The sequence below is a fragment of the Glutamicibacter sp. NPDC127525 genome, from assembly GCF_042672105.1.
GTDB lineage: Bacteria > Actinomycetota > Actinomycetes > Actinomycetales > Micrococcaceae > Glutamicibacter.
This window is the reverse complement of the sequence record NZ_JBHXVN010000007.1, coordinates 1-20,145: the sequence shown is the minus strand read 5'-3', so window position 1 is coordinate 20,145 and position 20,145 is coordinate 1. Positions and strand designations below refer to the sequence as shown.

Here is a 20,145-nt window from a genome sequence, read left to right as displayed (position 1 = left end):
TGCGCAAGGCCCGACCCGCTCCGGAGAAATCCAGGAGGCAGGGTCGGGCCTTCTGCTTTATCGGAGCACCGTTTGAGGCGCTCTTCTACTTCGCGTAGAATCAGCTTCGATCGTAGAACTCCGCGAAGAATGGCTGCCCATCGTGTCACAGAAACCCGCAACCCGCGTTATCCGCGGCTGGTTGGCGGCAAGCGTGTGCACCTGGACAGCCTTTGCCGCGCACGCCCACAGTGCGCCTACAGCGCTATCGGTGGTGGCCATGGTGCTCATTACCTGCGTCTCTGCGGCTATCGGCGTCGTGCTGGTGGGCCGGAAGTTCTCCCTGTGGGCGACCAGCCTGGTCGTGCTGCTCAGCCAGGGGCTCTACCACCTGAGCTTGTCGGTGATGAGCCACCAGGGCGGCGACATTTCCGGTCTGGAACACGCGCACCATGCGGGGCGCAATCCAGCGCTGGCGCAGGACATCACCGCGCAGTACGCCAACGTGCATACCGAATCGATGCTCTACGCCCACGTGCTGGCCGCGATCGCCAGCGTACTGGTGCTCTACGGCGGTGAACGCCTGCTCAAGGCCATGGCCGGCTGGCTCACCCTTTCAACGGCCCGGCGGATCCTCTCGCGCATTCGCGTGCAGGTACCTGCTGCCCGGCCGCTTCGTGCCTACTTCCCCTTGCGTTTCCAACTCAAGCTGGCGCAATTGGGAAGACTGCCGGAGCGCCGCGGTCCGCCCTGCTTCATTCTTGCTGCCTGAGTAAAGAATCGAAGCGCCCCGCAAGGGGCTTGGAAGGAACATCATGAGCGTAGTAACCAAGAACATCACCCGACTAGTCGCAGTACTGGCATTCTCCTTGCTGGCTTTCGCCGGCTCGATCGGTGCCGCCAACGCGCACGACCAGTTGATCGGCTCCACCCCGGAGGCCGGGGCCACCATCCAGGAAGTGCCCGAGGACATCACCCTCGAATTCTCCGGCGTGCTCCAGAGCCTATCCGGCGTGGACTCCACGGTGGTCTCGCTGACCCTCGATGGGGAAAAGATCGACACCGAGGCCAGGACCAAGGGCACCAAGGTCACCGTCACCCCGGCCAAGGAGCTGGGCAACGGCGAGTACCAGCTGGCCTACCGCGTGGTCTCGTCTGACGGCCACCCGATCGAGAACAAGATCGGCTTCAGCGTCGACGCGCCACAGGCCGCCCCCACCCTGGTCAGCTCGAGCGCGCCAGCGGCGCCTAGCGACTCCGCAGGGTCCGCCGACCTGGATCCAGGCGCTAACCCGGTCCAGGACCTGGGCAGCTCGATGAGCCCGGTGGTCTGGGTCATCATCGGCGTGGTCATCCTTGGCGGCGCGCTGGGCGTGCTGGCCAAGTTCATGCGCCAGTCCAAGTAGCCCCCACCCTTCCGGTGCGCCCGAGGCCACCGCTGCCTTTGGCGCGCCTGCACACCGAACCCGAAAGCTTGAGAACATGAATTTCCGCAAAACCACTGCACTGGCCCTGGGCCTTGGACTGCTGCTCACCGGCTGCGCACAGAGCGCCGACGGGCAGCAGCCCGCACCGGCCGAACAGAAAACCGCCGGGCAAGCCGAAGCGCTGGCCACCAGCGAAACCTGGGCCAAGGCCGCCGAGTCGGGCATGAGCGCGGCCTTCGGCATCCTGCACAATAATTCTGGCACCCCGATTGCGCTGCGCAAGATCAGCAATGCCCAGGGCGATCAGATCCAGATCCACGAAATGCGCGGCACCGGCGACGGGATGACGATGGCGCAGCTCGAAGGGGATCTGGTGATCGAACCCGGCAAGGACGCGGTGCTGGCACCGGGCGGCCACCACCTGATGTTCATGGACCTGCAGGAACCGCTGGTGGCGGCCCAGACGGCGAGGCTGAAGCTGGAATTCGCCGACGGGTCGAGCACCGAGGTGGACTTCCCGATCCGCAACTTCGACGGGGCCAACGAAAGCTACGACGAGCATGCCGGGGATGCGCATGCCGGGCACTAGCGTCGACCGCCGGCTGCTGCTGGGCACCACCGCGGCCGCCGCGCTGGGCGGAATGCTCACCGGGTTCGGCACCGGAAAGCTGAGCGCTCCAGCCCCAGCGGCCACCGCCAACCCGCAGGGGTACCGCCCGTTCTACGGGAAGTACCAGTCGGGGATCCTCGACGGCCAGCAGGCCCACGCGGTCTTCGCCGGGTGGGATCTGCACTGGCGCGAGGGCTCCAAGAAGGAGCAGCTGCGCGCGGTGCTGCAGATGATCACCGATGATGCGGCCCGGCTGGCCAGTGGCCGCGGGGTGCTGGCCGACACCGAACCGGAAATGGCGCAGCCCGGATGCGAGCTGACGCTGACCGTGGGGCTGGGCCAGAGCCTGCTGGATGTGGCCGGGCGCGGGCAGATCGGCACGCTGCCGCGCTTCGCCGGGGACCAGCTCGATGAGCAGTACGGGCAGTGCGATCTGCTGATCCAGTTCTGCGCGCAGGACCAGACCGTGCTGCACCATGCGGTGCGGGCGGTGTCCAAGAACCTGCGCGGGCTGGGCGCCAGGCGCTTCGCCCAGACCGGGTTCATCAACCCCGGCGGGCGCGGGTTCCGCAACCTGTTCGGCCAGCTCGACGGGATCAACAACCCCGGCGGAGAACTGCGCGAGAGCGCGGTGTTCGGCCAGCCGGGCTGGATCGAGAACGGGACCACCTTGGCGCTGCGCAGGTTCGAGATGGACCTGGACGGCTGGGACGAGGTGGACGGCGCCGGACGGGACCATGCACTGGGCCGCCGGCAGTCCGACGGCGCGCCGCTGTCGGGCGCCAGCGTGGATGATCCGGTGGACCTGGCCGCGGCCAATGAGCTGGGGCTGCCGGCGATCGCGGCCAACGCCCACGTGGCGCTGGCCAAGCCGGCCAGCGCGGATGAGACCATGCACCGGCGGGGCTACAACTTCGACGGAGCGGCTTCCGGGTTGCTGTTCGCCAGCTACCAGCGCGACCCGGCCACCAGCTTCATCCCGGTGCAGCACCGGCTGGCGGCCGCAGATGCGCTGAACACCTGGCTGAAGCCGGTGGGATCGGGCCTGTACGCGATCCTTCCCGGGGTGCGCGAAGGCGGCTACCTGGGGGAGGCGTTGCTGGGCCAGGTGTGAGATGCGCCCAAAGCGGGCTGCCGCGCGGTGACCGGCCGGGCGAAAAATGAGATGATGAGAAGGTTATGGATACAGCACAGCGCACGGTTTCAGTCACCCGCTTCATCCTGCCCGGAATCCTCGCTGCGGCGGTGGCCTTCCTGGCGGCGGTGTTGTTCACCGGGATCGCCCGGCCGGCGGATTTGGCCGATCCCGGGGCTTTCGTGCGCTGGTCGCTGCCCATCTCCCGGGCCATCCACCATGCCTCGATGTCGCTGAGCATCGCCGCGCTGGTTTTCGGTGCGGCGATCATCCCGCGGGCCGCCAAGGTGACCGGCGATGCCGAAGGCCAGGCCCATCCGGCGTTCGCCCGCACGATGAATATCGCCGCCGGGGCCGCGGTGGTGTGGACCCTGTCCGCGGCCACCGTCATGCTGCTGACCTTCTGGGATTTGGCCGGCATCCCGATGAGCCTGGATCCGCAGTATTCGGCCGCGATCCTGGACTACATCCTGTCGATCACCAGCGGGCGGGCCTGGGCCTGGATGGTGGTGATCGCAGCGATCACCAGTTCGCTGGCCCTGGCCGCGCGCTCCAGGACCACGGTGGGGCTCAGCGCATTCTTCTCGCTGTTCGGCATCCTGCCGCTGGCCTTCATCGGCCACGCGGCCGGGGGAGACGACCACTTCGCCGCGGTGAACTCCATCGGCCTGCACCTGCTGGCCGTGGTGCTCTGGTTTGGCGGCATCATGGTGCTGGCCCTGCTCGCTCCGACGCTGGCCGGCGAAGCGCCGGGACGCAAACGCGGGCAGGTGCTGGCCGGGGTGGTGCTCAAGCGCTATTCCGCGCTGGCCACCTTCGCGGTGTTCCTGATGATCGGCTCGGGCCTGGCTTCGGCGGTGATCCGCATTACCGGCTGGGACCAGTGGCTGACCCCGTACGGCATCCTGGTGATCGTGAAGATCCTGATCACCCTGGGGCTGGGCGCACTGGGCCTGTGGCATCGGCGCATGGTGATCCCGCGGCTGCTGGAGGGCAAGTTCACGGCGCTGCGCGCGGCCTGGCAGGTCGTGGCCGGCGAGGTCATCCTGATGGCTGCGGTGATGTCGGTGGCCACCGTGCTGGCGCGCACCGCTCCGCCGACTTCCGATGAGCCTCCGGTGCAAGCGACCCCGGCCCGCCTGCTCACCGGCTACGACCTGCCGCCGGCCCCGGATACCGCCGCGTGGTTCACCACCTGGCGCATGGACTGGATCTGGGTGGCCGTGTGCCTGTTCGGCCTGGCCGTGTACCTGTGGGCCTTCATCAAGCTGGCCCGCCGCGGCGACAAGCCCAGCGTGCTGCGCCTGGCCAGCTGGATCGTGGGCCTTTTCGCGCTGTTCTACGTGACCAGCGGCGCGGTGGCCGTGTACGGCAAGATCCAGTTCTCCACCCACATGGTCGATCACATGTCGCTGACCATGATCGTGCCGATCTTCCTGGTCCTGGGCACCCCGGTCACGCTGCTGCTCAAGGTGCTGGGATCGCGCGTCGACGGCACCCGCGGCCCGCGCGAATGGATCCTCTACCTGGTGCACTCGCGCTACTCGAAGGTCATCACCCACCCGATTTTCGCCGCGGTGAACTTCGCCGGCTCGATCGTCGTCTTCTACTTCACCCCGTTGCTGGAACCGGCCATGCGCTACCACGCGGGCCACGAGCTGATGAACCTGCACTTCCTGCTCACCGGATACCTGTTCGCGCTGTCGCTGGTGGACGCCGACCCGGTCCCCAAGCGCTACCCGTACCCGATGCGCCTGGTGGTGCTGCTGGCCACCGTCGCCTTCCACGCTTTCTTCGGGGTGGCGCTGATGAGCACCGAAACCCTGCTGGCCCCGGACTACTTCGGGAACATGGGCCGCACCTGGGGCGGCACCGCACTGGAAGACCAGGTGGTGGGTGCCGGGGCGATGTGGGCGATCGGCGAAGTGCCGACCCTGGTCCTGGCCATTTTCGTGGTCATCTCGTGGCTGCGCCAGGACAAGAAGGACACCAAGCGCTACGACCGCCAGGCCGAGCGCGACAACGACGCCGAGCTGGCTGCCTACAACGAAATGTTCGCCCGCTTCAAGCAAGCCGACCGAAGGGACCCACGTGCCTAGCACCAAGAAAATCCTCGCCGCCTCCCTGGCGGTGTGCGCGCTGCTGGCCGCAAGCGCCTGCTCCGCGCAATCCGAAATGCCGCAGGACGAAACGCACAAGATCGCCGTGCAGGGCACCGCGACGCCCAGCGCATCGCAAGAGCCGCAAGAGCCTGCCCAGCCGGAAGAAATGACCACCGCGCAGGTGGCCACCACGGCCGGCGCAGTGATGGCCGCCGAGCTCGGCTTCCCCTCCAGCGCCAAGATCCAGGGCGAGGACCTCGAATCCCTGGCCACGCCGCCCACCGATACGCTCAAGGACCTGGTGGTCCTGCCGTCCCAATGCTCGGCTCCGATCGAGGACTTGAACTGGTCGCCGGTGCAGCTGGGCACCGAGGCGGCGCGCACCGACTTCACCAACGAGAACCAGTCGATCACCGGGTCGGTGGAGGTGGCCAAGCTCGGCGACGGGGCGGCGAAGGTGGCGGCGCACAATGCGAACGTGGCCACCATCCTGGAGGAATGCAAGAGCGTGAAGCTCAACGGGCTGGACTACCGCGAGACCCTGGCATTCTCCGATCCGGGCGTGCAGGATGCCGATTCGGCCCTGTACTACAGCCGTGATGGGCAGTATGCGCAGGATTCGCTGGTGCTGATCAAGAGCACCGGGGAGTATGCGGTGATGGTCTCCTTCCTCTCGGCGACCTCGCTGCAGGATGCCGCCTTCAACCAGGTGGCCACCGGCATCATGGACACCGTGCTCGCGCAGCTGCCCTAGCTCGCCGCCCCGGCAGGGAATAGAAGGCGTGGGCCTGCGGTTACACCAGCAGACCGTGAGCGAGTTTCACACTTTTCTCAATGTTGCTTAACACCGTTAGCCCCAGCGGGCCGCGGTGGCAGATAATTGAGGTTCGAATTGCCGCAGCCGCGGCGACAGCGAAAGGATCACCATGAGCACTTCCGAATCCGTCCGCGCCAATTACAAGGTGCGCGCCAGCGAACTGCTGGGCCGCAACTGGCTGAATACCGGCGGCAAGCAACTGGATCTGGACGCATTGCGCGGCAAGATCGTGCTCCTGGACTTCTGGACCTTCTGCTGCATCAACTGCCTGCACGTGCTCGACGAGCTGCGCCCGCTGGAGGAGCAGTACAAGGACGTGCTGGTCACCGTCGGCGTGCACTCCCCGAAGTTCGAGCACGAAGCGGATCCGGATGCGCTGGCCGCCGCAGTGGAGCGCTACGAAATCCACCACCCGGTGCTCGACGACCCGGAATTGGTCACCTGGCAGGCCTACGGTGCCCGCGCCTGGCCTACCCTGGTGGTATTGGATCCCGAAGGCTACATCGTCGCGCATCTGTCCGGCGAGGGCCACGCCCAGGGCCTGGGCTCGCTGGTCGAGGAACTGGTAGCCGAGCACGAAGCCAAGGGCACGCTGCACCGCGGCAACGGTCCGTACGTGGCACCGGCAGCCCGCGAGGGCGACCTGCGCTTCCCGGGCAAGGCGATCGCCCTGGCCAACGGCAATTTCCTGGTGGGCGATTCGGGCCACCACCGCCTGGTCGAACTGGCCGGCGACCTGTCCACCGTGGTGCGCACCATCGGCGCCGGGGTCAAGGGCTATGCCGACGGGGACGCTGCCACCGCGCAGTTCAACGAACTGCAGGGGCTGGCCGCATTGCCGGCGGAACTGGCCGCCGAAGTCGGCTACGACGTGATCGTCGCCGACACCGTCAACCACCGCCTGCGCTCGGTGAACCTGGCCACCGGCGCCGTGGGCACCCTGGCCGGCAACGGCGTGCAGCGCCTGCTGGATTCGGAGAACGCCCGCCAGGAAGTCCAGCCCACCGAGCTGGGCACCGATGCGCTGAATATTTCGCTCTCGTCCCCATGGGATGTGCTCTACCACCCATCGGGGCAGGTCATCGTCGCGATGGCCGGAACCCACCAGATCTTCGCCTTCGATCCGCGCACCGGCGCCGTGTCGGTCTTCGCCGGCACCGGGCTGGAAGGCCTAACCGATGGCGCGCCGGATGAGGCCTGGTTCGCCCAGTCCTCGGGCCTGGCACTGGATGGCGAAAACGTGTGGATCGCCGACTCGGAAACCAGCGCCCTGCGCTGGATCGAGGTTGAAGAAGGCAAGGCCAAGAGCGTGAACACCGCGGTGGGCACCGGCCTGTTCGACTTCGGCTTCCGCGATGGCGATGCGCAGCAGGCGCGCCTGCAGCACCCGCTGGGCGTGGCCGTGCTGCCGGACCACTCGATTGCCATCGCCGACTCCTACAATGGCGCGGTGCGCCGCTTCGATCCGGCCACCAAGACTGTCTCCACCCTGGCCAAGGGCCTGAAGGAACCGGCCGACGTGCTGGTGGACACCACCGTGGACGGCGATCCGGTGCTGCTGGTCGTGGAGACCAACTCCCACCAGCTGGTGCGCATCCCGATCCCTGCCGAAGCACTGGTGGTCGACCAGGGCGCCAGCCAGACCCAGCGCCCCAAGACCCGGGTGCAGGCCGGCAAGCACGGGATCCTGGTCCGCTTCGCCGCACCCAAGGGGCAGAAGCTCGATGACCGCTGGGGCGATCCGACCCAGCTGAAGATCTCGGCCAGCCCTGAGGAACTGATCCTCGACGGCGCCGGCACCTCGGTGGGCCTGTCCCGCACCCTGGAACTGAACCCGGAGGTGGCCGAGGGCGTGCTGCACATTACCGCCCGCGCGGCGGCCTGCGATGGCGAACCGGGCGGCGAGATTCCCGATCACGCGGCCTGCCACCTGTACCAGCAGGACTGGGGCATCCCGGTGGTGCTGGACGCAGAGGGCGAGGATGAACTGCTCCTTGACCTGCGTGGCGTGAACTAGCCCCGGCCCGAAGCATGCATCAGGCGCACCAGCGATGGTGCGCCTTTTGCGCGCCCGGCGCCGAACGCCCGGGCAGCGCCGCAGCAAGAATCTGAGGAAGCCTCAGCATTTTCCTGCCCGGGTGGCTAGACTGGAGGACGGGAGGAGCCGGAGGGATCTGGCGGTAGCTATGGCGTCGAAAATGTTCCGTGCACTGGAAGTACCAAATTACCGGTTGTGGGTGATCGGTGCGCTGGTCTCCAATATCGGAACCTGGATGCAGCGTGTGGCCCAGGACTGGCTGGTGCTCACCGAGCTCACCGACCACGATGCAGTGGCCACCGGCATCACCACCGGCCTGCAGTTCCTGCCCGTGCTGCTGCTGGGCCCCTATGCCGGACTGATCGCCGACCGCTTCGACAAGCGCCGGCTGCTGATCCTCACGCAGAGCTTCATGGGAGTCTGCGCCCTGGTCCTGGGCCTGCTGGTGGTTACCGGCACGGCGCAGCTGTGGCATGTCTACGTGCTGGCCACGATGCTGGGCATCGGCGCCTCCTTCGACGCCCCGGCACGCCAGGCGTTCGTCTCCGAGGTGGTTCCCGGCACCCACCTGGCCAACGCGGTGGCGTTGAACAGCGCCAACTTCAACCTGGCCCGGCTGGCCGGGCCCGGCGTGGCCGGTGCGGTCATCGCGCTGGTGGGCACCGGACCGGCGTTCCTGCTCAACGGCGCCTCATTCCTCGCGGTGATTTTCTCACTGGTGTTCATGCGCAAGGACGCGCTGAACCCCTCTAAGCCGGTCGCGCGCGCCAAGGGGCAGGTGCGGGAGGGCTTGGCCTACGTGAAGAACCGCAAGGACCTGGTGCTGATCTTCTTCCTGGCCGGCGTGATCGGCACCTTCGGGCTGAACTTCCAGATGACCAACGCGCTGATGGCCACCGAGGTCTACGGGGTAGGAGCAGGGGAGTACGGGATCCTGGGCTCGATCATGGCCGTGGGCACCTTTGGCGGGGCGCTGTTCGCCGCCCGGCGTTCGGCTCCGCGCTGGCGCTTCCTGATCGGCGGCGGCGTGTTCTTCGGCATCGCCGGGATTGCCAGTGCGTGGATGCCCAACTACATCGCATTCGCGCTGGTGCTGATCCCGGTGGGACTGGGGTCGCTGACCTTCTTGAACAGCTGCAACACCATGGTGCAGACCTCGGTGCCCCCGGAGTACCGGGCGCGCGTGCTGGCGCTGTACCTGATGGTGGTGATGGGCGGTACGCCCATCGGCTCGCCGCTGATCGGCTGGTTCGCTGAACTGTTCGGGATCCAGATCGCCGTGACCATTGGCGCCGGGTTGTCGCTGGCCGCCAGCTTGGCAGCGCTGGTGGTCTGGCAGAAGTTCAAGACCAACGCGGTGCCGCTGCGCAGCCAGTTCCGCGAACTGCTCGGACGCTAGCCGGCCACCTGTTCGCCGCCGGCCACCGGAACCACGGAAACTTCGGTGGTGCTGGTGGTCAGCTGCGCGGTGAAGGAGTAGTCATCCTTGACGGTCTTCTTGGCCTTGGCGCCGGTGCGCAGATCCTGCTCGGTCAGGGTCAAGGTAGCGGTGGCCTTCAGCGGGGACAGCACCCAGGCGCCGTTGTAGTAGTTCACTTCAATGGTGGGGTACTTCGCGATGGACCAGTCGATGGTTGCCGGGTCCACGCGCGCCGAGGTGCTGTAGGCGAACGGGCATCCGGCAGGCATCAGCACCTGCTCGCTGGCGCACTCGTTGAGGTAGTTCTTCACCTTGGCATTGATGGCAGCGATGAATTCCTTGGTCGGCTCGGTCTTCAGCGCGATCTCCACCGGCTCCTTGGCAGGCTTGGTGACCACCATCCCGCGGGTGTCGGCCGCAAAGTTCTTGGTGCTGAAGCTCGCGTCGAGGATCGAGGGGTAGAACACCGGAAGGGTGCTCACGCCAGCCGATAACGGGATCTTCTGCTCGTTGACCGTGACCTCGTTGACGGTGTTGGCCTTGATCTTCACGCTGGGCAGCGTGCTTGGCTCGAAGGCCCACTTGTCGAACAGCAGCCAGGATTTGCCGGCATGGCGCAGCGTGTAGGTCGATTCCTTGTCCACGCCGTGGGCCTTGTAATGCGCGGTGACGGTGCGCAACTGCTCATCGCCCTCTACCGCCTGGGCCTTGTCGGTGGAGAAATCCGTAATTCCGGCCTGGGTGCGCTTGAGCACGTCCCCATCCAGGGCAACAGCATCGCCCTGCGGGACCTGGGCCTGCATCAGGCCCAGGGCTTCGGCGCCTTCGCCCCTGGCCAGATGCTGCTGCAGTGCCTGCACCTGGTGCTGGGGGGAGAAGAGCGTACGGTTGGCGGCGATCGTTCCGGCAATGACCAGAACGACGACAGCCGCTGCAGCCAATGCCCAGCGAAGAGCCAGGCGGGCAGCGGAGATCGGCGTGGAATTACGAGTGTTCATCAGTAGCTAGGCTATCTGGTTTCCGGGCCCAGACCGAAAACGGCGTGCTGGAAGAGCCAGGTATTACTAACGGCGGCGCTTGCGGTTGCCGAAGAAGCCGCGGATCAGCTCGCGGCCAAGCACCTTGGCGGCGCCCATGGCCATGTCCATCATCGGGTTCTCTTCTTGGCGCGGTTGGCTCTGGCGTGGGGCGCTTTCCCGTCGGGGCTCCTTCGCCGGTTCGGGAGCAGTCGCTGGCGCCGGCGCCGCGGCCCGGGTTTTGGCCTCGAGCATTTCGCGGGCAGAATCACGATCCACTGCGGCGCTGTACTGCGCAGCCAGCGTCGAAGTGCCACGGGCCTGGGCCATCACCTCAGGTGAGGCCGGGCCGATGTTGGACCCCGGCGAGGACATCTTGGTCCACGCTACCGGGGTCGGTGCACCTTTCTCGCCCAGCACGGTGACCACAGCCTCGCCGACACCGGCCTGGGTCAGTGCTTCCTGCAGGTCCAGCTCACCGGTTGGGAAGGTCTTGATGATCTGCTTGAGCGCGCTCTGGTCCTTGGCGGTGAACACGCGCACCGCATGCTGGATGCGGTTACCCAGCTGGCCGAGCACCTCATCGGGCAGGTCGGTCGGGGACTGGGTGATGAAGAACAGGCCCACGCCCTTGGAGCGGATCAGGCGCACGGTGTTGATGATCGCATCGCTGAACGCCTTGGTCGCATCCTTGAAGAGCAGGTGGGCCTCGTCGAGGAAGAACACCAGCTTGGGCTTCTCCAGGTCCCCGGCTTCTGGCAGGTCCTCGAACATGTCGGCCAGGAGCCACATGAGGAACGTGGAGAAAAGCATTGGCTGGGAGCTGACCGAGGGCAGTTCCAGGATGTTGATGACGCCCGCGCCGTCGCGCACCTGCAAGAAGTCCGCGGTATCGAACTCCGGCTGCCCGAAGAACTGGTCCAGTCCCTGGGTCTGCATGATCGTGATGCCGCGCAGGATCACCGATGCGGTGGATGAGGAGACGCCGCCCAGGGCGGCCAGCGCCGGGGCGCCGTCGTCGCTGAGCAGGAAGCTGATCACAGCTTTCAGGTCGCTGAGGTCATCCAGCGGCAGCTTATTGGAATCGGCGTAATGGAAGATCAGCTGCAGGCATTCTTCCTGGGTTTCGTTCAGTTCCAGGACACGGGCCAGCAAAATCGGGCCGAAGGCGTCCACGCTGGCGCGTACCGGGACGCCCTGCCCATTGCCACCCAGGCTGAGGAACTCGACTGGGTTGGTGCGCGCAACGAATTCGTGGCCGAGCTCGGCCAGTCGGGCACTGAGCTTCTCCGACGGTTCGGCAGGCTGCGCCAGGCCGCTCAGATCGCCTTTGACATCGGCGAGGAAAACCGGAACCCCGGCCACGGAGAGCTGTTCTGCCATGGTCTGCAAGGTGACGGTCTTGCCGGTGCCGGTGGCACCAGCGATCAGGCCGTGGCGGTTGAGCATTTTCAACGGCAGGCGGACCTGCGCGGTTGGCTCGGCCTTGCCGCCGATCAGTGCAGCCCCGAGCTCCAAGCAATCGGATTCGAAGTTGTAGCCTTCAACGAGGCTGGTCAGCAAAGTATTCGTTTCCTGGGTCATGGCTTCACTCTATTGCTTTTAGAACGGGTGCAACAGACGCTGGACGAAAGTTTGGGTGCGGGGGTTGGCAGGCGTGCCGAGCACCTGGGCCGCCGGACCGGTCTCCACGACCACCCCGCCATCCATGAACACCACGGTGTCGGCCACATCCCGGGCGAAGGCCAGCTCGTGGGTCACCAGCACCATGGACCAGCCCTCCTGGGCCAATTCCTTGATGACCGTGAGCACCTCGCCGACCAGCTCCGGATCCAGTGCGCTGGTGGGTTCGTCGAAGAGCAGCAGATCCGGCTGCTGCATCAGCGCGCGGACAATGCCCACGCGCTGCTGCTGGCCGCCGGACAGGGAGTTCGGGTAGGCGTCGGCCTTGGCTTCAAGGCCCACGCGGGCCAGCAGCTTCTTCGCCTGCGCCAGGACCTGGTCCTTGGGACGCTTTTGCACCTCGATCGGCCCGATGCTCACGTTCTGCAGCACCGTCAGATGGGGGAACAGGTGATGTCCCTGGAACACCATCGCCGAACGCTTGCGCAGGATCTGTGCGGCCTTGGGTTTCATCCCGGCGCTGAAGGAAACTTCCGGCCCGCCGGCGAATCCGACGGTGCCGGCATCGGCGATTTCCAGGCCGTTCAGGCAACGCAGGGCGGTGGTCTTGCCAGAGCCCGACGGGCCAATCAGTGCCAGCACTTCACCGGAATGCACGGTGAAGTCGATGCCCTGGAGCACCTGGTTCTCGCCGAAGGCCTTATGCAGGGCGGTGACGGAGAGCAGGGCGGAATTACTTGGCGACATACTTTTCAAGCCTTCCTTCAACAGAGTTTTGCAGAGCCGAGAGCACCAGGCAGATGACCCAGTAGATGGCTGCGGCCTCGCAATAGAGCAGCAGGAACTCGTAGGTGGAGGCCGTGATTTCCTGGGCCTTGCGGAACATTTCGGTGACCAGGATGGTGGAGGCCAGCGAGGTGTCCTTGACCAGGGAAATGAAGGAGTTCGACAGCGGCGGCACAGCCACCCGGGTGGCCTGCGGCAAGATCAGCCGGTACAGGGTGCGCGTGCGCGACATGCCCAGGGTGTAGCCGGCTTCCCATTGGCCCTGGGGGACCGAGAGGATCGCGGCACGAATGATTTCAGCGGCGTAACCGCCGATGTTCAGGCTGAAGGCGATGATGGCACTAGGCCACGGGTCGATGGTCAGCCCCACCGAAGGCATGCCGTAGAAGATGACGAACAGCTGCACCAGCAGCGGCGTGCCGCGAATGATGGAGATGTAGATCCGGGCAATCGAGGAGATGACCCGATTCTTGCTGATCCGCATCAGCGCCATCAGCAAGGCGATGACCAGGCCCAAGGCCATGCTGATCAGGGCCAGCGGAATGGTTGCCGTGATCGCCCCGAGGGCTAACGGCCCGAGCGAGTCGAGGAATAACTGCCATTTCGAATCCATGGGCTACCTTTTGCGCAAATGAGACTGGCTCCACGCGTTCTTACGTGTGGAGCCAGTCTACTTATAGTGTTTGCTACTTGCTGACGTCTTCGCCGAAGTACTTCTCGGAGATCTTTGCCAGTTCCCCCTCGGCGCGCAGCTCCTCGAGCGCGGTGTCAATGGCCTGGGCCAGTTCAGTGGAATCCTTGCGCAGGGCTACAGCGGATTCGCTCTTCTCCTCGGATTCGGCAGCGATCTTGATGCTGTCATCCGGGTTGGTCTTCTGCGCATCCAGGAACGTCAGCTTGTCGTTCACGGTGGCATCGACACGGCCCTGCTTGAGCAGGGTGATCGACTGGGCCCAGCCTTCCACCGGCTCGACGTTCGCGCCGGCGGCCTTGGCGGTCTCGTAGAAGTTGCTGGTCAGCGACTGCGCGGTGGTCTTGCCCTCCAACGTCTCGAAAGAGGTGATCTCGCTGTTATCGCTCTTGGTCACCACCACGCCGGTGGAGACGGTGTAAGGCTCGGTGAACAGGTACTTCTCTTCGCGTTCCGGGTTGATCGAGACCTGGTTGGCGATGGCATCAAAACGCCCGGCATCCAGTCCGGCGAAGATCGCGTCCCACTGGGTTTCCTGGAACTTGACCTCGACGCCCATCTTCTCGCCGACGGCTTCGATGACCTCGACGTCGTAGCCGGTCAGCTCGTTGCCCTCGTGGTAGGAGAACGGGCGGTAGGTGCCTTCGGTGCCCACGGTCAGCACGCCCGAATCCTGGACCTTCTTCAAGGTTGCTCCGGTGTCCGGCGAGGGCTTGGCGCCACCGGATTCGCTTGCGGAGGTCGATGGGCCTGCCGAGCCGCAGGCGCTCAGTGACAGGGCGATAATTGCGGCAGTAGCCAGCAGTGGTGCAGTGCGCTTCATGGTGACCTCGCTAGGGGAGTGGATAAAAGCTGTTGTCCTACTGAACACTCTAGTGATGATCGCTTATTCCTGCAGGTGGAAGTTACGCTAAATTCCGAGGACGATCGCCAGCAGCATCATCAGCGGGATCGCGCAGATGGTGGTGACCAGGACCGTGTCCTTCGCGATTACCACCCCGTGGTCATAGCGCATGGCCGTCACGAAAATGTTCTGCGCAGTTGGCAGGCCGGCCATGATGACCGAAGCCACCAGCAGCTCGCCACGCAGATTGAATACCCAGTAGGCCAGTGCCCAGGCCAGGAACGGGTGGAGCAGCAGCTTGGCCCCGGCGGCGATCAGCACGTCGGCGCGGCGGCCCGACTTCTTTTCCAGCGGCTTGGAACCCACCAAGGAGATGCCGAAAGCCATGAGCATGGCGGGGATCGAGGCGCCGGCGATCAGGTCGATCGGTTCGAGCACGATGGAGGGCAATTCGATGCCGGTCAGCGCGACGGCCAAGCCGAGCAGCGACCCGATGATCATCGGGTTCTTCGCGGTGGCCAGCAGCAAAGCGATCGGGGTGGTGCGGTGCCGCGAGGTGGTGGCATCCAGCATCGCCAGATTGATCGGCTGGTAGAGGGCCAGCTGGAAGAGGATGATCGGGGCCGCGTAGGACATGTCGCCGAGCACGTACAACGCGATGGGCAGGCCCAAGTTGGCGGAGTTCACCGTGGAGGCGGACATTGCCGCGATTATGCTTTCCGAGGCCGGGCGCTTGAGCATCCGGGCCGTCGCCAGGTAGTAGAGAACCGCGGTCAGCGCCGCGGACAGGGCGGCAACCCAGAGCAGCGGCCCGAGCACGGAAACCGGATCGGACTCGGCCAAGGTGGTGAACAGCAGGGCGGGGCTGGCCACGAAGAAGGTGACCCGGCTGAGCACATGGCGGCCTTGCTCGCCCAGCACCCCGGTGCGGCCCACCAAGTAGCCGACGAGAATGACAACCCAAATGATGGAGAAGCCTTCGAGGACTCCGGTCATCGTGCTCCTTCGCTGGCTATCAGAAGACCAACAACGCCGGAGCACCATTGGTGCCCCGGCGTTCGCTTGAGCGGGCGACGGGAATCGAACCCGCGTATCGAGCTTGGGAAGCTAGCGCTCTACCATTGAGCTACGCCCGCAGTGCACCGAGCGGCCTATTGACGGCCCGGGCATCAAAAGCATATCCCACGAATCCCGCGCACCGGAAAACGGCACGGAAAATCGTGGCCAAAGTTACGCAATGCCTATTCGGAGGGCTTCTCGTTGAGCAGCTGCTCGCGCAGGATTGCCACCCCATCGGCCGGGACCTCGAAGCTGAGCTCGTCGCCGGGGTTCACCACGAAGCCGGTGTTCTCCAATGCGCGCACCACGGTGGCGCCCTGGACCTTCACGCCGTACGGCGCCATGTCGATGTACGAGGAGGGGATGCGCTCCAAGGTGGTGAAGACCGCTACCACGGCCTCACCGGAAGGGTTGGTCAGCATCATCGGCTGGGCATTCTTGTTCTCGCCGGTGACCTCTTCACGGGAGAGGAAATACACCTCGGCGCTCATGAAAGCGCCGATGACCGAGCCGGACAGCTCAGGTTTGTTGAGCCCGGCCTGCAGCATCATTTCGAAATGAGTCTTGGGCTGTGCCCGCTGCTTGTCCATTGGCGTTTCGATGATCGCATCCGGGACCTGGTCTGGTTCTTGGCCTTCAGCGGCGGCGGAGGTGTTCTCGTTGCTCATGTACTACAGCATGTCGCGATAAACCCCCAGGTGCAAACGCCGAATGCGGTTAATTCGGGGTAAAGGCCTAAAATGGCAGATGAGCACACACGATTGAATCAAGGACTGAGCATGCCTGAATTCCGTTACGAGGATCTTCTGCCAATTGGCGAAGATACCACCCCGTACCGCAAGATTTCCTCCGAAGGTGTCGAAGTTGTCGCCGGCCCGGATGGAAAGTACTTCCTGAAGGTCGCGCCGCAGGCACTGGAGCAGCTGGCCGAGACCGCGCTGCACGACATCTCGCACTACCTTCGCCCGGCCCACCTGCAGCAGCTGCGCAATATCCTCGACGACGAGGATGCCAGCCCGAACGACAAGTTCGTCGCCCTGGACCTGCTGAAGAACGCCAACATCGCCGCCGGCGGCATCCTGCCGATGTGCCAGGACACCGGTACCGCGATCGTCATGGGCAAGCGCGGCCAGCGCGTGCTGACCGAAGAGCAGGACGAGATCTCGCTGTCGCGCGGCATCTACAACGCCTACACCCGCCTGAACCTGCGCTACTCGCAGCTGGCTCCGATCACCACCTGGGAAGAGAAGGCCACCGGCAACAACCTCCCGGCGCAGATCGACCTCTACGCGAACACCAAGGACGGCGCTGACACCAGCTACAAGTTCCTGTTCATGGCCAAGGGCGGCGGATCGGCCAACAAGTCCTTCCTGTACCAGGAGACCAAGGCGATCCTCAACGAGAACTCGATGCTGAAGTTCCTCGATGAGAAGCTGCGTTCTCTGGGCACCGCCGCGTGCCCTCCGTACCACCTGTCCATCGTCATCGGCGGCACCTCGGCCGAGATGGCGTTGAAGACCGCGAAGTACGGTTCGGCCAAGTACCTGGATTCGCTGCCGACCGAAGGCGCGATGACCGGCCGCGGCTTCCGCGACACCGAGCTGGAAGACAAGGTCCTTGAGCTGACCCGCCACTTCGGCATTGGCGCGCAGTTCGGCGGCAAGTACTTCTGCCACGATGTGCGCGTGGTGCGCCTGCCTCGCCACGGCGCCTCGCTGCCGGTGGCCATCGCAGTATCCTGCTCGGCTGACCGCCAGATGCTGGCCAAGGTCACCGAAGAGGGACTGTTCGTCGAGCAGCTGGAAACCGATCCAGCCCGCTTCATGCCGGCGGAGGACCACCCGGCCCTGGCCGCGCACGACGACGAGACCGATGGCGTCACCGGCACCGGTGGCTCTTCGGTGGTCAAGATCGACCTGAACAAGCCGATGAGCGAAATCCTGGCCGAGCTGACCAAGTTCCCGGTCAAGACGCGTTTGTCGCTGTCCGGTCCATTGGTTGTGGCCCGCGATATCGCACACGCCAAGGTCAAGGAACGCCTGGATGCTGGCGAGGAAATGCCGCAGTACCTCAAGGACCACCCGGTCTACTACGCAGGTCCTGCCAAGACCCCAGAAGGCATGCCTTCGGGTTCCTTCGGCCCAACCACCGCAGGCCGCATGGACTCCTACGTGGACCAGTTCCAGGCTGCCGGCGGCTCGATGGTCATGCTGGCCAAGGGCAACCGCTCCAAGCAGGTCACCGACGCATGCAACACCCACGGCGGCTTCTACCTGGGCTCCATCGGCGGCCCGGCGGCACGCCTGGCCCAGGATTGCATCAAGAAGGTCGAGGTGCTCGAATACGAGGAACTGGGCATGGAAGCGATCTGGAAGATCGAGGTCGAGGACTTCCCGGCCTTCATCGTTGTCGATGACAAGGGCGAGGACTTCTTCGCCGAGACCTTGAAGCCGACCTTCACCGGCATTCCGGTGCGCGCGAAGTAATTCTCCAGCGCTCTGGGCAGGAACCACCTGCCATGAACTGCTCCCCAAAAGTTGGACTGTAGAAGCCAGCAACTTTTGGGGAGCATTTTCATGCCGTCCGGCGGCACGCAACCTGGAAAACCGTTCCCGGGATTGCATGCCGGTGCGGAGGGCAGATTCCAGGATGCTCCCGCAGAGGGGCAGGGTGCTGACGAGGCTACTTCGTGTGAACTTGCTGCTTCGCGTCCCGGGCACTAGTTAATATTGGACGCTAGTACTGGATGCCCCGCTGTACCCTGATTCGGGCACCGCCCAACGCCCAGCGGATTCGGGCAGAGCCGCGAATTGGCGACTCGCAGCAACAATGTTCGTGGTTCCGGCGGTTCTAGTGGACCTGGCAGCGGCCTGTTCCAGACCGGACTACTGGGTGAAGCCGAAGCCCCAGTCGCGGTACGGCGGAAGGAAACGCAGGACCATCAAGTCCTCGTCCACGACCACATCTTCGCCGGCCTTCTTGGATTTTTCCTGCGGCTCTTCGTCTTTGGCTTTCGCGGGTTCTTTCTCGATAGCTGCCTTTGCTTCGCTTTGCTCGGCCTCCGCTATCGAGGCGGCCAGCATCTGGTGGTACTCTTCGAACGTTTCCGCTCCGGAAGCAAGCATCGCTTCGGCATGCTCGACGCCGACATAGCGCACATGCCACGGCTCGTACTTGTAGCCGGTGATCTCTTCCTTGCCCTGGGGGTAGCGGATGATCAGACCGTATTCCGCCGCGTGCTCGGCAATCCACAGGCCGGCCGGGGTCTGGCCGAATTCGGCTTTCAATTCGGCACGGCTATCGGTGTAGCCCAGGTCTGCGGCCAAACCAAGCTGGTGCTCGCTGGTTCCGGGGCGCGCAGAAATCCGTTCGGCATAAGCGGTGCCGTACTTGGCTTGGTACTGGTTGAACAAGACCGCCTGGCGCTGGTACGAACGGTATGCGCTCAGCAGCTTGATCGAATGGCCGGCAGCGCGCGCATCAGCAATGAACACTTCAATGGCCTCTGCCGCCTCAGGACGCAGGGTCATCGAGCTGCCGGCAACACCAACTAGCTTGCCGGGAACATAGTCCTCCGGCGAAAGCTTCGTGGTGGGGTTGATCAAGGCCAAGGGGCTCGATGCCTTCGACAGCTGCGAGCTCTCGACAGCAGGCAGATCCTCGGCCGGCGCAGCGAGTGCGGCGGTGCCGGAGAGCAGCAATGCCGATGCGAGTACGGTGCCAGTCAGCGCGGAGGCTAGGCGCATGTTGAATAAACCCTTGAGTTGCGGAGCGATGATGGGAAATCCCACCCTAACAATAGCTGGAAACGCTGGGTAATTCGTGGGAAATCTGCGACCAGCTGGTGAACAGGATGCGGCCAGTGATCTCGACTCACTGTACATAATTGGCCTAATAGTTCGGCTGCCGGGGAAAGTCAGGATAAATTTATACGCGTGTTGTATTCAGATGGTGACATTCGTCGAGAAATAGCGTCCGGTGAGATTGGGCTAGAGCCCTTTGACCCGCAGATGGTCCAGCCCGCATCCGTGGATGTTCGACTTGACCGGTTCTTCCGGCTTTTCGATAACCACAAGTATGCGCACATCGATCCTTCGGTGGAGCAAGATGAACTGACGCGCCTGGTCGAGGTCGACCCCGATGAGCCATTCATCCTGCACCCGGGCGAATTCGTGCTCGGCTCGACCTACGAAGTGGTGACCTTGGGCCACGGCGTGGCCGCCCGGCTGGAAGGCAAGAGCTCCTTGGGCCGCCTTGGCCTGCTCACCCACTCCACCGCAGGGTTCATCGATCCAGGGTTCTCCGGCCACGTGACCTTGGAACTGTCCAACATGGCCACCTTGCCCATTAAGCTGTGGCCGGGATCGAAGATCGGCCAGCTGTGCTTCTTCAAGCTGACGTCGGACACCGAGCATCCGTACGGTTCGGGACCCTACGGCAACCGCTACCAGGGCCAGCGTGGCCCCACGGCTTCGCGCAGCCACCTGAACTTCCACCGGACCATCATCGAGAACTAAGCGGCAGTACCGCTCAGGATCCCGCAAACGGCGCTGGCCCCCAACATTTGTTGGGGGCCAGCGCCGTTTGCGGCTGGAAGC

18 protein-coding genes and 1 tRNA gene are annotated in these 20,145 nt (G+C 64.7%); 10 read left to right on the top strand and 9 right to left on the bottom strand.

Features of this window, described 5'->3' with window-relative positions:
- Positions 1-142 precede the first annotated feature (142 nt).
- The 8 genes from ACFVHU_RS15210 to ACFVHU_RS15175 all read left to right on the top strand — a co-directional run bounded on the left by ACFVHU_RS15210 (position 143) and on the right by ACFVHU_RS15175 (position 9,507).
- Complete coding sequence (locus ACFVHU_RS15210; RefSeq protein ID WP_133833541.1) at positions 143-751, top strand: hypothetical protein; 609 nt, start codon at positions 143-145, stop codon at positions 749-751.
- Positions 752-794: 43 nt separating this feature from the next.
- Positions 795-1,385: a copper resistance protein CopC gene (locus ACFVHU_RS15205; RefSeq protein ID WP_388025162.1), complete on the top strand. Its 591-nt coding sequence runs from the start codon at positions 795-797 to the stop codon at positions 1,383-1,385.
- 76 nt (positions 1,386-1,461) lie between these two features.
- Positions 1,462-1,995, top strand: coding sequence for a copper chaperone PCu(A)C (locus ACFVHU_RS15200; RefSeq protein WP_133833542.1), 534 nt, complete (start codon positions 1,462-1,464; stop codon positions 1,993-1,995).
- Entirely contained in the window at positions 1,982-3,130 is a 1,149-nt protein-coding gene (locus ACFVHU_RS15195) for a Dyp-type peroxidase (protein ID WP_166650711.1), read from the top strand. The genes ACFVHU_RS15200 and ACFVHU_RS15195 overlap by 14 nt, the downstream gene beginning before the upstream one ends.
- A 65-nt stretch (positions 3,131-3,195) precedes the next feature.
- Positions 3,196-5,250, top strand: a complete 2,055-nt coding sequence (locus tag ACFVHU_RS15190; RefSeq protein ID WP_105657032.1) for a cytochrome c oxidase assembly protein — start codon at positions 3,196-3,198, stop codon at positions 5,248-5,250.
- A complete protein-coding gene (locus tag ACFVHU_RS15185) occupies positions 5,243-6,007 on the top strand; it encodes a hypothetical protein (protein ID WP_133833544.1) in 765 nt (254 codons plus the stop codon). Before ACFVHU_RS15190 ends, ACFVHU_RS15185 begins: the two co-directional genes overlap by 8 nt.
- Before the next feature lie 172 nt (positions 6,008-6,179).
- Entirely contained in the window at positions 6,180-8,087 is a 1,908-nt protein-coding gene (locus ACFVHU_RS15180; protein WP_332727289.1) for an NHL domain-containing thioredoxin family protein, read from the top strand.
- A gap of 181 nt (positions 8,088-8,268) precedes the next feature.
- Positions 8,269-9,507, top strand: coding sequence for an MFS transporter (locus ACFVHU_RS15175; RefSeq protein ID WP_332594843.1), 1,239 nt, complete (start codon positions 8,269-8,271; stop codon positions 9,505-9,507).
- Here ACFVHU_RS15175 and ACFVHU_RS15170 read toward each other — a convergent pair.
- The 8 genes from ACFVHU_RS15170 to ACFVHU_RS15135 all read right to left on the bottom strand — a co-directional run bounded on the left by ACFVHU_RS15170 (position 9,504) and on the right by ACFVHU_RS15135 (position 16,215).
- Positions 9,504-10,526: a hypothetical protein gene (locus ACFVHU_RS15170; protein WP_133833547.1), complete on the bottom strand. Its 1,023-nt coding sequence runs from the start codon at positions 10,524-10,526 to the stop codon at positions 9,504-9,506. The two genes, ACFVHU_RS15175 and ACFVHU_RS15170, sit on opposite strands and share 4 nt — an antisense overlap.
- Before the next feature lie 66 nt (positions 10,527-10,592).
- The gene (locus tag ACFVHU_RS15165) at positions 10,593-12,128 is read right to left on the bottom strand and encodes a helicase HerA-like domain-containing protein (RefSeq protein WP_388025158.1); all 1,536 of its coding nucleotides are present in this window, start codon (positions 12,126-12,128) and stop codon (positions 10,593-10,595) included.
- A gap of 18 nt (positions 12,129-12,146) precedes the next feature.
- Entirely contained in the window at positions 12,147-12,914 is a 768-nt protein-coding gene (locus tag ACFVHU_RS15160) for an amino acid ABC transporter ATP-binding protein (protein ID WP_332485898.1), read from the bottom strand.
- Positions 12,901-13,566 (bottom strand): amino acid ABC transporter permease, encoded by a 666-nt coding sequence (locus ACFVHU_RS15155; protein ID WP_105657025.1) that lies wholly within the window; start codon positions 13,564-13,566, stop codon positions 12,901-12,903. Before ACFVHU_RS15155 ends, ACFVHU_RS15160 begins: the two co-directional genes overlap by 14 nt.
- Positions 13,567-13,639: 73 nt before the next feature.
- Positions 13,640-14,467, bottom strand: a complete 828-nt coding sequence (locus ACFVHU_RS15150; protein ID WP_332594840.1) for an amino acid ABC transporter substrate-binding protein — start codon at positions 14,465-14,467, stop codon at positions 13,640-13,642.
- Positions 14,468-14,554: 87 nt separating this feature from the next.
- The gene (locus ACFVHU_RS15145) at positions 14,555-15,484 is read right to left on the bottom strand and encodes an AEC family transporter (protein WP_133833550.1); all 930 of its coding nucleotides are present in this window, start codon (positions 15,482-15,484) and stop codon (positions 14,555-14,557) included.
- A gap of 69 nt (positions 15,485-15,553) precedes the next feature.
- Positions 15,554-15,624: transfer RNA gene (locus ACFVHU_RS15140), tRNA-Gly, on the bottom strand.
- Between the two features lie 105 nt (positions 15,625-15,729).
- On the bottom strand, positions 15,730-16,215 hold the full coding sequence (locus tag ACFVHU_RS15135; RefSeq protein ID WP_105662527.1) for an SseB family protein: 486 nt from the start codon (positions 16,213-16,215) through the stop codon (positions 15,730-15,732).
- A gap of 111 nt (positions 16,216-16,326) precedes the next feature.
- Between ACFVHU_RS15135 and ACFVHU_RS15130 the strand changes: the two genes are divergently transcribed.
- The gene (locus tag ACFVHU_RS15130; RefSeq protein ID WP_388025155.1) at positions 16,327-18,033 is read left to right on the top strand and encodes a fumarate hydratase; all 1,707 of its coding nucleotides are present in this window, start codon (positions 16,327-16,329) and stop codon (positions 18,031-18,033) included.
- Between the two features lie 399 nt (positions 18,034-18,432).
- Here the strand turns inward: ACFVHU_RS15130 and ACFVHU_RS15125 are convergent, their stop codons facing one another.
- Complete coding sequence (locus ACFVHU_RS15125) at positions 18,433-19,293, bottom strand: M15 family metallopeptidase (RefSeq protein WP_388025153.1); 861 nt, start codon at positions 19,291-19,293, stop codon at positions 18,433-18,435.
- 189 nt (positions 19,294-19,482) lie between these two features.
- Between ACFVHU_RS15125 and dcd the strand changes: the two genes are divergently transcribed.
- The gene (gene dcd, locus ACFVHU_RS15120; protein ID WP_013349886.1) at positions 19,483-20,064 is read left to right on the top strand and encodes a dCTP deaminase; all 582 of its coding nucleotides are present in this window, start codon (positions 19,483-19,485) and stop codon (positions 20,062-20,064) included.
- Positions 20,065-20,145: the final 81 nt, after the last annotated feature.